The sequence below is a fragment of the Paraburkholderia sp. GW821-FHT02A12 genome (assembly GCF_059422005.1).
Map to the genome: position 1 here is coordinate 3743397 of NZ_JBWKWA010000001.1, position 11870 is coordinate 3755266.

The window sequence follows — 11870 nt, forward strand, 5'->3', positions numbered from 1 at the left end:
TTTCCGCGGCCCAAAAAGCAAAACCCCGCCAACGCGGGGTTTTGTGACGTAACGAAATTTTAATAGATTTCGTGGTCAAGCATAGCGGCGCAGACGCATCGCGAATTCTTGCAGTGCTTTAATGCCGCTCTCCTCAGCGCGATGACACCAGTCTTGCAACTGGATCAGCAACTGATCGCGCGATGCATTGGAGCGTTCCCACATTGCCGCCAGCTCATTGCGCAACTCGATGTACGTCTTGAGCTTCTGGCTGTTCGCGAAGATTTGCGGCAACTGGCGCTTCTGAGGCTCGTCCAGACCGGCCTCCTCCTTGTGGAACCAGCTACGCGCGCCGCGCATCACCTGATACTTCTCACGCGCGCCAACTTCCTTCAGATGCGCCAGTTCCTGGCGGTACGCGCGCTCGAGCGCCTTGCCGTAGCGCGCCATCACTTCGTAGCGGTTCGCCAGCACGGCCTGCAACGTGTCCTGATCGAGCACCAGCTTGCCGGTGGTCAGACGCGGCGTGGGCGCGATCTTCTTCACCTTGGCAAGACGGAACGCCGACATGATGCGGATGTACATCCAGCCGATATCGAACTCGTACCACTTGTTCGACAGCTTGGCCGACGTCGCATACGTATGGTGATTGTTATGCAGCTCTTCGCCGCCGATGATGATGCCCCACGGGAATATGTTGGTGCTTGCATCCGACGAGTTGAAGTTGCGGTAGCCCCAGAAATGCGCGAGGCCGTTGACCACGCCGGCGGCCCAGAACGGAATCCAGATCATCTGGACGGCCCAGATCGTCAGCCCGACGACACCGAACAACGCGACGTTCAGCACCATCATCAGGCTCACGCCGAGGATCGGGTACTTCGTATAGACGTTGCGCTCCATCCAGTCGTTCGGCGTGCCGTGACTGAACTTGCGCATCGTTTCTTCGTTCTTCGCTTCGGCACGGTACAGTTCCGCGCCTTCGAGCAGCACCTTCCAGATGCCGCGCGTTTGCGGGCTGTGCGGATCTTCTTCGGTTTCGCACTTCGCGTGGTGCTTACGGTGAATCGCGGCCCATTGGCCGGTCAGCATGCCGGTGGTCATCCAGAGCCAGAAACGGAAAAAATGACTGACGACCGGATGCAGCTCCAGCGCGCGATGCGCCTGGCAGCGGTGCAGATAGACCGTCACGCCAATGATCGTGATGTGGGTTGCGATCAGCGTGTACAGCACAAGTTGCCACCACGAGAAGTGCAACAGGCCGTGGGCAAGAAAATCGAGCAAGGAATTCAACAAGGCAATTTACCTGTGGAACAAGAGACACGAGACACACGCAAAATGCGCATGTCAAGAAAGTGAAAGCATACAGCGGGATTGGACGACATTCTACTTGAAGCGTTCCAAGTGTTTGTAACAAATAGGGATTTTTTGTGCGGTATCAACCGTATGGAACCCGTCGGCGATCTTTTTGAGACCTGCCGGCGGGTTCGAATGCCCGTCAGAGGGCGTTGTCGGCCTGATTCTCTGCCGGTGCGGTCATTGCTACCGGTCGCGGCACTGCGTCGCTCACGTTGCCGACGATTCGCACTTCGCGTTGCGCGAACGGAATCGAGATGTCGTGCTCGGAGAACAGACGCCAGATATTGCGATTGACGGCCGAGCGCACGCTCGCTGTGCCGGTTGCCGCGTCCTCGATCCAGAAGCCGAGTTCGAGATTGATACCGTCGGCGCCGAAGCCGGCGAGATACGGCGTGGGCGCCGGTTCCTGCAACACCCGCGCGACGCCCCCGGCGGCTTGAGTGAGCAATCCCATCGCCTGCTCGACATTGGACGTGTACGCGACCTGTACCGCTACCTTCGCATAGCCGCGGGTCAGATACGACGACTGGTTCTGTACCACATCCGTGATCAGCTTTTCGTTCGGAATCAGCGTTTCGATGCCGTCGAGACCGCGCACCACCGTGTAACGGGTGCGAATCTGCGTGACCATGCCCTGCAAGCCGCTCACGTTGATCGTGTCGCCGATTCGCAGCGAGCGGTCGATCAGGATGATGAAACCCGACACATAGTTGCTGGCGATCTTCTGCAACCCGAACCCGAGCCCCACGCCCAGCGCGCCGCCAAACACGCCCAGCACCGTAATATCGATGCCGACCAGCGACAAGCTGATCAACACCGCCGCCAGCACGAACGCCGCGCGGCCGACCCGCGCCACCACCACTTTCAGATTGGCATCGAGCGTCGTTGAGCGCATCAGCCGGTCTTCGAACGTTGAGCCGAGCCACATCGCGACGATCATCGTCACGCACACCCACAACAGCCCCGTGATGAGCGAGAGCAGCGTCATGTGCGCACTGGCGACCCGGAACTGCACGCTGGCCATCCATTGGATCACGTCGTCCTGAATGCCCATCACGGTGAGCACCATGCCGGCCCAGACGAGCAGCGAGACGATCTTTTCGACCAGAAACAGCCACGGATGGGTCTTGCCATCGTGGCTGAACACCCGTCGCGCGAAGAAAAACACGATGTAAATCAGGCCGATGCCGAACAGCGGCACCAGCGCCAGGTCGAGCAGCGAGGTATGCATGAACTGGCCGGTGATCGCTCTGGCTACCCAGACGAGCGCCGCGCCAATTAGCGGAAAAAACGCGCGGTTCAGGCTTTCCGCGCCGAAGCGCAGCGTCTGGTAGCGCGTCTGGCGCCGCAGATCGAGCGAGCGCCGCAGCACCCGCGCAAGCAGCCACGCGATCGCCAGCGTCCCGAGCAGCACGCCGACCTGCCACAGCATCACCGGCTGGCCGAAGTCGCGCGCAAGGTCGCCGAACATATGAGAAACAATGCGGTTTTGCATGATATTGCCGAGATCGCCGGCGCGCCGCGCTCGAAGAAAGAACGCAGGCGCCGGCAAACAAGCCTGTTGTGCTTAGCTCTGACGTTCCAGCACGGCGGCGAAGAAGCCGTCGGTGGCGTGGCGGTGCGGCCACAGAGAAAGGTAATCGCCCATTTCCAGATCGATGCGCTGTTCCGCGAGCACGTCGCGCGCGGGCACCAGCGCGAAATCGGGATGATCGGCGAGGAACTGCTGCACGATCGCTTCGTTTTCCGCTTCGAGGATCGAGCAGGTCGCGTAGACGAGCCGGCCACCCTTTTTCACCAGACGCGCGGCGCTGGCCAGAATCGACGCCTGCTTCGGCGCCAGTTCCGCCACCGATTCCGGCGACTGACGCCACTTCAGATCCGGATTACGGCGCAGCGTGCCCAAGCCGCTGCACGGCGCATCGACCAGCACGCGGTCGATCTTGCCGGCCAGACGCTTGATCTTGGCGTCGTGTTCGCTGTCGATCAGCACCGGATTCACGTTCGAGAGCCCGCTGCGCGCAAGGCGCGGCTTGAGCTTGGCGAGACGCCGCTCGGAGATGTCGAATGCGTAGAGACGCCCGGTGGAGCGCATTGCCGCGCCCAGCGCCAGCGTCTTGCCGCCCGCGCCCGCGCAGAAGTCGACGATCATCTCGCCACGCTTGGGTGCGACCAGCGAGCACAGCAGCTGGCTGCCCTCGTCCTGGACTTCGACCCAGCCGTGCTGGAACGCGTCGAGCTTGGTGAGCGGCGGCTTGCCGACCACGCGCACGCCGAACGGCGCGAACGGAGTCGCGCCGCCCTCGATACCGGCCTTCGACAGCGCGGTCAGCACGTCGTCGCGGCTCGCCTTGATCGGGTTCGCGCGCAGGTCGAGCGGCGCCGGGTAGTTCAGCGCGGCGGCCAGTTGCGCCAGCTCTTCGGCTTCAAACCGCTTGTTCAGCGCCTGGCAGATCCAGTCGGGCAGATTCAGGCGAATCCGCAACGGCAGGCTCGCCGGATCGATCGTCGCAACGTGTTCGAGCCACTTCGATTCGGCTTCGGACACGAACGGCTTGAGCGCCGTGCGGCCGGCCGTCTGCATCAGGCCGAGCAAGGCCATGCGGCGCGCAGGGCTGCCCGCGCCGCTTTCGGCCAGATGAGCGAATTCCATGCGCCGGCGCAGCACCGCGAAGACCGCCTCGGCGATCACGCCGCGCTCGCCGTGCCCAAGCTTCGGGTGGGCGCGAAAGAAGCGGCTGGTGGTGGCGTCGGCCGGGCCGTTCAGTTTCAGGACTTCAGCCAGCAAAGTCTCGGTTTGTCCAATCAGAAAACCATGCAATCTCATACGCCCTCTCCGGCGGTGTGACCGGCAAAGAGCCATTGCGGCTCCGGCGGCGTAAGCGTGACACGCAAGCCGTCGAGAGCAAGACGCCCTTCGACGAACCAGCGCACCGCGCGTGGATAAATAATGTGTTCGGTTGCCAGCACGCGCCCGGCGAGCATGGCGGGGGTGTCGCCTGCGAGCACCGGCACAGCCGCCTGCATGACGATCGGCCCGTGATCGAGCTGCGACGTGACAAAATGCACTGACGCGCCGTGCAGCCGCACGCCCGCGTCGAGCGCCTGCTGATGGGTTTTAAGGCCCGGGAAGCTCGGCAGCAGCGACGGGTGCACGTTCAGCATGCGCCCGGCGTAATGGTCGACGAAACCGGGCGTGAGCACCCGCATGAAGCCGGCGAGCACGACCAGGTCGGGCGTAAAGCCGTCGATTTCGCGCGCCAGCGCGGCGTCGAAGCGCTCGCGGTCGGGAAACTGGCGGTGGTCGACCACCGCCGTGGCAATGCCGTGCGACGCCGCGAACGCAAGGCCCGCGGCGTCAGGACGGTTGGCAATCACAGCGGCGACCTGCGCCGGCCAGCCTTCGCGCGAACAGGCGCTAACGATGGCTTCCATGTTGCTGCCCCGCCCGGAAATCAGGATGACGAGTTTTTTCATCCGCGGATTTTATCATTCGGGGACACCGAAACCGCGACGCGCCGCCGTGTCTTGCGCTGAGCGTTTATAATCGTTTGTTTTGCGGCACCTCGGCCACCCTACCTCAAACCCGCTATCGTGAGAGTCTTCCGCGGTCTTCCCAATGCTGAAAGCCGTGCGCCCTGCGCACTGACAATCGGCAACTTCGACGGTGTCCACCGCGGCCATCAGGCTTTGCTCGCCCATGTGCGCGCGGCAGCCGATGCACGCGGCCTGCCCGTCTGCGTGATGACCTTCGAGCCGCACCCGCGCGAGTTCTTCAACCCCGCCGGCGCGCCGCCGCGTATCGCGATGCTGCGCGACAAGCTCGAGGCGCTGCGCACCAACGGCGTCGACCGCGTGGTGGTCGAGCATTTCAATCACACTTTCGCGAGCCAGTCGCCGGATGGGTTCGTCGAACGGATCATCGTCAACGGGCTGCATGCGCGCTGGGTGATGATCGGTGACGACTTCCGCTACGGCGCGAAGCGCGCCGGCGATTTTGCGTCGCTCAAGGCCGCGGGCCAACAGTACGGTTTCGAAGTCGAGCAAATGGCCACGGTGGCCGATCCGTCCGGCGCACGGATTTCCAGTTCGGGCGTGCGCGCGGCGCTGGTAGCGGGCGACCTCGACTCGGCGCGGGCAGCGCTGGGCCGCGACTATCTGATCAGCGGCCACGTCGTACACGGCATGAAACTCGGCCGCGATCTCGGTTTCCCCACGCTCAATCTGCCGATCGCGCACAAGCGCCCGGCGCTCGCCGGTATTTTCGTGGTGCGCGTGCATGGCGTGACCGATGAACCGCTGCCGGGCGTCGCAAGCCTGGGCCTGCGCCCCACCGTCGACGATTCCGGCCGCGTGCTGCTCGAAGTGCACCTGCTCGACTGGCACGGCGACGCGTATGGCAAACTCGTGCGCGTCGAATTCCTCAAGAAGCTGCGCGACGAAGAGAAGTACGTCGACCTCGAAACGCTGACCGCCGCCATTGCGCGCGACGTCGCCAATGCCCGCGCGTGGTTCGCGGCCGTCGGCGCCGGCACGCCGGGCAGCCGTTCCACCGGTTTCGCCACCTCGGCCACCGACCGAATTAGATAGCCGCCGCGGTACATGCGAGCGCTGTCTGTGCCGCCTGTACCCTCGCAGCGCGCATCGAAGGGCGTCCGTGACTCACGCGACATGCCTGCCGGGCGCGCCCAAACGCCCTGCGCATCATGCGCATACCGCGCCCTGCTGCGCATAGAAAGAATTCACCGCGACCTCATCATGAGCAACAAGAAAGCCGATTCGAAACCGCAGTCACGCTACCCGGTCAACCTGCTCGACACGCCGTTCCCGATGCGTGGCGACCTGCCCAGGCGCGAGCCGCAATGGGTGAAGGCCTGGCAGGAACGCAAGGTCTACGAGAAGATCCGTGCCGCCTCCAGGGGCCGTAAGAAGTTCATCCTGCACGACGGCCCGCCGTATGCGAACGGCGACATCCACCTCGGCCACGCGGTGAACAAGATTCTCAAGGACATGATCGTCAAGGCGCGCAATCTGGCGGGTTTCGACGCGGTCTACGTGCCGGGCTGGGATTGCCACGGCATGCCGATCGAAATCCAGATCGAAAAGCAGTTCGGCAAGTCGCTGCCGGCCGCCGAAGTGATGCAGAAGGCGCGCGCCTACGCGACCGAACAGATCGAGAAGCAGAAGGTCGGCTTCCGGCGTCTGGGCGTGCTCGGCGACTGGGACAATCCGTACAGGACGATGAACTTCGCGAACGAAGCCGGCGAAATCCGCGCGCTCGCCGAGATCATGGAAAAGGGCTACGTGTTCCGCGGCCTGAAGCCGGTCAACTGGTGTTTCGACTGCGGCTCGGCGCTCGCCGAAGCGGAAGTCGAATACAAGGACAAGACCGATCCGACCATCGACGTGATGTTCGGCTTCGCCGAGCCGGAAAAGACCGCGCAGGCTTTCGGCCTCGCCGCGCTGCCGCGCAACGAAGGCGGCATCGTGATCTGGACCACCACGCCGTGGACCATCCCCGCCAACCAGGCGTTGAACCTGCATCCGGAAATCGTCTATGCGCTGGTCGATACGCCGCGCGGTCTGCTGATCCTCGCTGAAGAACGTGTCGAGGCCTGCCTGAAGCAATACAGCCTGGAAGGCAGGATCGTCGCGACCGCGCCCGGCGCGAAGCTCGTCAACCTGCGCTTCAACCACCCGCTCGCCTCCGCGCATCCGGGCTACAAGCGCACGGCGCCGGTCTATCTCGGCGACTACGTGACGACCGAAACCGGTACGGGTATCGTGCACTCGTCGCCGGCGTACGGCGTGGAAGACTTCGTGTCGTGCAAGGCTCACGGCATGGCCGACTCGGACATCATCAATCCGGTGATGGGCGACGGCCGTTATATCGAATCGCTCGCACTGTTCGGCGGCCTGTCGATCTGGGCGGCGAACCCGCAGATCGTCGAGGCGCTGCAAGCCGCCGGCTCGCTGCTGCGCACCGAGAAGTACACGCATAGCTACATGCACTGCTGGCGCCACAAGACGCCGATCATCTACCGCGCGACCTCGCAATGGTTCGCCGGCATGGACGTGAAGCCGAACGACACCAGCAAGACGCTGCGCGAAACCGCGCTTGAAGGCATCGAGAACACCGCGTTCTATCCGTCGTGGGGCAAGCAGCGCCTGTCCAGCATGATCGCCAACCGGCCTGACTGGACGCTCTCGCGTCAGCGTCAATGGGGCGTGCCGATGGCGTTCTTCGTGCACAAGGAAACTGGCGAGCTGCATCCGCGCACGCTGGAATTGCTCGAAGAAGTCGCGCAACGCGTCGAGAAGGCCGGCATCGAAGCCTGGCAGACGCTCGACCCGCGCGAGCTGATCGGCGACGACGCGAATATGTACGAAAAGAACCGCGACACGCTGGACGTCTGGTTCGATTCCGGCACGACGCACTGGCACGTGCTGCGCGGCTCGCATAACGACGAACTGCAATTCCCGGCCGACCTGTATCTGGAAGGCTCGGACCAGCACCGCGGCTGGTTCCACTCGTCGCTCCTGACCGCCTCGATGCTCGACGGCCGTCCGCCGTACAACGCGCTGCTCACGCACGGCTTCACCGTCGACGGCGAAGGCCGCAAGATGAGCAAGTCGCTCGGCAACGGTATCGATCCGCATGAGGTGGCGAACCGCCTCGGCGCGGAAATCATCCGTCTGTGGATTGCCTCGACCGATTACTCGGGCGAACTGGCGATCTCCGAGGAAATCCTGAAGCGCGTGACGGAAGGCTATCGCCGCATCCGCAACACACTGCGCTTCCTGCTCGCGAACCTGTCCGACTTCGATTTCGCGCAGCACGCGCGTCCGGTCGAAGACTGGCTCGAGATCGATCGCTATGCGGTGGCGCTGTCGGCGAATCTGCAAAACGACATCCTCTCGCATTACGACAAGTATGAGTTCCACCCGGTGGTCGCCAAGCTGCAGACGTTCTGCTCGGAAGACCTCGGCGGCTTCTATCTGGACGTGCTGAAAGACCGCCTGTACACGACCGCTGTGGATTCCGTCGCGCGCCGTTCGGCGCAGACCGCGCTGTATCACATCGCGCACGGCCTGCTGCGCCTGATGGCGCCGTTTCTGTCGTTCACCGCCGAAGAAGCGTGGAAGGTGTTCGAGCCGAATAGCGAAACCATCTTCACCGAGACGTATCACGCGTTCCCCGCAGTGCCGGACGCCGGCACCCTGCTCGACAAATGGACGCTGCTGCGCGCCGCGCGCAGCGATGTGACCAAGGCGCTGGAAGAAGCGCGCGTGGCGAACCTGATCGGTTCGTCGCTGCAGGCGGAAGTCGAAATCCGCGCGAGCGGTGCGCGTTACGATGCGCTCGCGAGCCTCGCCGACGACCTGAAGTTCGTGCTGATCACGTCGGCGGCGAACGTCGTGAAGGTCGGCAGCGAAGCGGAAGAAGGCGTTGAAGTGATCGCCTCGAAGTATCTGAAGTGCGAACGCTGCTGGCACTACCGCGCGGACGTCGGCGCGAACGCCGAACACCCCACGCTGTGCGGCCGGTGCTTCAGCAACCTGTTCGGCAACGGTGAATCGAGGAGCGCGGCATAATGGCGAGAACCGTGTCGAAATCGTCGTCCGGAAGCGGTTCGCTGGCGCCCTGGCTCGGCGTCGCGCTGATCGTGATCCTGTTCGATCAGCTGACGAAAATCGCGATCCAGAAGGTGTTTGCCTACGGTGTTGCGCATGAGGTCACGCCGTTTTTCAACCTGATCCTCGTGTACAACCGCGGCGCAGCGTTCAGCTTCCTCGCGATGGCGGGCGGCTGGCAACGCTGGGCGTTCACCGCACTCGGCGTAGTCGCGGCGCTGGTGATCGGCTATCTGCTCAAGCGCCATGGCGCGCAGAAGATGTTCTGCACGGCGCTCTCGCTGATTCTCGGCGGCGCGCTCGGCAACGTGATCGACCGGCTGGCGTACGGCCACGTGATCGACTTTCTCGATTTCCACGTGCGCACGTGGCACTGGCCGGCGTTCAATCTCGCCGACAGCGCGATCACGATCGGCGCGATCCTGCTGGTGCTCGACGAGTTGCGGCGCGTGCGCGGCGCGCGCTAACGCCGCTCAGGTTCGCCAGGGTCCGCGCTCAGGTTTGCTTTGAAGGCCGGCGGCGGTGCAGTGCGCCGCTGCTCGCCACCACGCTTTGTCGGAGGCTTTCGTTGGCAACCGCAGAACTCGCAGGAAAACACCTCGTCCTCGGCATGACGGGCGGGATTGCCTGCTACAAGATCGCCGAACTCACGCGTCTGCTGACCAAGGCAAGCGCGACCGTGCAGGTCGTGATGACCGAAGCGGCCACGCAATTCATCACCCCCGTCACCATGCAGGCGCTGTCGGGCCGTCCGGTCTACACGAGCCAGTGGGACGCGCGTGTGCCGAACAACATGGCGCACATCGATCTGTCGCGTGAAGCGGATGCGATCGTGATCGCGCCCGCCTCCACCGACTTCCTCGCCAGGCTCGCGCACGGCATGGCCGACGATCTGCTGTCGACGTTGTGCGTCGCGCGCGATTGTCCGCTGCTCGTCGTGCCGGCGATGAACCGGCAGATGTGGCAGAACCCCGCGACGCAACGCAACGTCGCGCAACTGCGCGCGGACGGTATCGAGGTGCTCGGTCCCGATTCGGGTCCGCAAGCGTGCGGGGAAATCGGCGATGGGCGGATGCTGGAAGCGTCGGCGACCTATGAAGCGATCGCTTCATTCTTTTCGCCCAAAATTCTGACTGGCCGGCGCGTGTTGCTGACCGCCGGCCCGACGTTCGAACCGCTCGATCCGGTGCGCGGCATCACCAATCGTTCGAGCGGCAAGATGGGCTTCGCACTGGCTCGCGCTGCGCAGCAAGCGGGCGCGGAGGTGCATCTGGTTGCCGGCCCGGTGGCGCTGGAAACCCCGTGGGGCGTGTTCCGCGAAGACGTGCAAACCGCCCAGCAGATGCACGACGCGGTCATGCACTCGGTCGCCGACTGCGACATCTTCATCGGTGTGGCCGCGGTCGCCGACTGGCGCGTCGATCACGCGAGCGAACACAAGATCAAGAAGACCGCCGAGCGCACGATGCCGACTTTCACATTCGTCGAAAATCCGGATATTCTGGCCTCGGTAGCGAAGCTGACGAATCCGCCCTTTGCGGTCGGTTTCGCGGCGGAAAGCGGCGAGCTCGAAGTGCATGGCGAAGAAAAGCGCGTGCGCAAGAAGGTGCCGCTCCTGATTGGCAATCTCGGCCCGCTGACCTTCGGCCTCGACGATAACGAAGTGATCCTGTTCGAAGCTGGCGGCGCCACCAGGCTGCCGCGCGCCGACAAGCAGACGCTCGCGCGCGCGCTGATTACGGAGATCGCCAGGCGTCTGCCCGACACTAGCCTGATTCGCTGAAGCTGCCCGCTGCGACGCACGCTGCGCATTCAGCATGCCTTGCTGCGAGTCGCCCGAGCGCACTGAATCATCTGGAGCAGTACTGACATGACGCTACTTTCCGTGCTCGATCAAACGCCCGTGATCGACGGGCACTCGGTGGCGGACGCGATCGCCGCCACCGTCGAACTGGCGCAACTCGCCGACGACCTCGGCTACACACGCTACTGGTGCGCTGAACACCACGGCCTGCGCGGCGTGTCGAATCCCTGCCCCGAGGTGATGCTCGCGCACCTCGGCAGCGTGACCAAACGTATCCGCATCGGCTCCGGCGGCGTGATGCTGCCGTACTACAGCCCGTTCAAAGTCGCCGAGCAATTCATGATGCTCGAGGCGCTGTTTCCCAATCGTATCGATCTCGGCGTGGGACGCGCGCCGGGCGGAGACATGCAAACGGCGCAAGCGGTGGCAGCCGGCGCCTACAATCGCGGCGACATTTTCCCGCAGCAGGTCGCGGATCTGGTCGGCCTGATGCACGGCCCGCTGCCCGAGGGCCATCTCGCGCGCGGCGTGCTGCTGCAACCGCAAGTCGCCACGCGCCCGCAACTCTGGATGCTCGGTTCGAGCGAATTCGGCGGCCTGCTCGCAGCGCAACTTGGTATCCGCTTCGCGTTCGCGCATTTCATCAACGCGCACTTCGGGCACCAGGTGGCGCTGGCCTATCGTGAACGCTTTAAAGCTAGCCTGGAAGCAGACCAGCCGTATCTGGCAGCCGCCGTGTTCGTGATTTGCGCCGACACCGAACAGGAAGCCGTCGACCTGGAAAAGGCGGTTGACCTGCGCCGCGTGCAGATGGCCCTTGGCCTGAATGCGCCGATTCCGACGGTCGAGCAAGGCGCGGCGCAAGAATACGGCGTACGCGAGCAACTGGTGATCGACCGCGAAAAGCCGCGCAGTATCATCGGCACGCCGGAGACCGTGACCGAGCGCCTCCAGGATTTGCAGGCGCAATTCCAGGCCGACGAACTGATCGTACTCACCGTAGCGGGCAGCTATCGTGCCCGGCTGCGCTCCTATGAACTCCTGGCCGACGCGTTCCAACTCGGACGCCAGGCTCCCACCTCTTAACCTTTCGAAC

Annotated in this window: 9 protein-coding genes; 5 read left to right on the top strand and 4 right to left on the bottom strand. The window is 63.8% G+C overall.

Going from position 1 to position 11870, the window contains the following annotated elements; genetic code table 11:
• Positions 1–75: 75 nt before the first annotated feature.
• The 4 genes from AC07WT_RS17160 to purN all read right to left on the bottom strand — a co-directional run bounded on the left by AC07WT_RS17160 (position 76) and on the right by purN (position 4812).
• The gene (locus AC07WT_RS17160; RefSeq protein WP_492590527.1) at positions 76–1272 is read right to left on the bottom strand and encodes a DesA family fatty acid desaturase; all 1197 of its coding nucleotides are present in this window, start codon (positions 1270–1272) and stop codon (positions 76–78) included.
• A 202-nt stretch (positions 1273–1474) separates the two neighbouring features.
• The gene (locus tag AC07WT_RS17165; protein ID WP_494947869.1) at positions 1475–2830 is read right to left on the bottom strand and encodes a mechanosensitive ion channel family protein; all 1356 of its coding nucleotides are present in this window, start codon (positions 2828–2830) and stop codon (positions 1475–1477) included.
• A gap of 72 nt (positions 2831–2902) precedes the next feature.
• Positions 2903–4162, bottom strand: coding sequence for an RsmB/NOP family class I SAM-dependent RNA methyltransferase (locus AC07WT_RS17170; RefSeq protein ID WP_494947870.1), 1260 nt, complete (start codon positions 4160–4162; stop codon positions 2903–2905).
• Positions 4159–4812, bottom strand: coding sequence for a phosphoribosylglycinamide formyltransferase (gene purN, locus AC07WT_RS17175; RefSeq protein WP_494947871.1), 654 nt, complete (start codon positions 4810–4812; stop codon positions 4159–4161). Before purN ends, AC07WT_RS17170 begins: the two co-directional genes overlap by 4 nt.
• Positions 4813–4929: 117 nt before the next feature.
• On the opposite strand from purN, the gene AC07WT_RS17180 reads away from it, so the two are divergent.
• From AC07WT_RS17180 to AC07WT_RS17200, 5 genes are all read left to right on the top strand, one after another.
• On the top strand, positions 4930–5925 hold the full coding sequence (locus AC07WT_RS17180; protein WP_492590523.1) for a bifunctional riboflavin kinase/FAD synthetase: 996 nt from the start codon (positions 4930–4932) through the stop codon (positions 5923–5925).
• Positions 5926–6093: 168 nt separating this feature from the next.
• Complete coding sequence (gene ileS / locus AC07WT_RS17185; protein WP_494947872.1) at positions 6094–8931, top strand: isoleucine--tRNA ligase; 2838 nt, start codon at positions 6094–6096, stop codon at positions 8929–8931.
• Positions 8931–9437 (top strand): signal peptidase II, encoded by a 507-nt coding sequence (gene lspA / locus AC07WT_RS17190; protein ID WP_492590521.1) that lies wholly within the window; start codon positions 8931–8933, stop codon positions 9435–9437. The genes ileS and lspA overlap by 1 nt, the downstream gene beginning before the upstream one ends.
• A gap of 101 nt (positions 9438–9538) precedes the next feature.
• On the top strand, positions 9539–10753 hold the full coding sequence (gene coaBC / locus AC07WT_RS17195) for a bifunctional phosphopantothenoylcysteine decarboxylase/phosphopantothenate--cysteine ligase CoaBC (RefSeq protein WP_494947873.1): 1215 nt from the start codon (positions 9539–9541) through the stop codon (positions 10751–10753).
• 87 nt (positions 10754–10840) lie between these two features.
• A complete protein-coding gene (locus AC07WT_RS17200) occupies positions 10841–11860 on the top strand; it encodes an LLM class flavin-dependent oxidoreductase (RefSeq protein ID WP_494947874.1) in 1020 nt (339 codons plus the stop codon).
• Positions 11861–11870 lie beyond the last annotated feature (10 nt).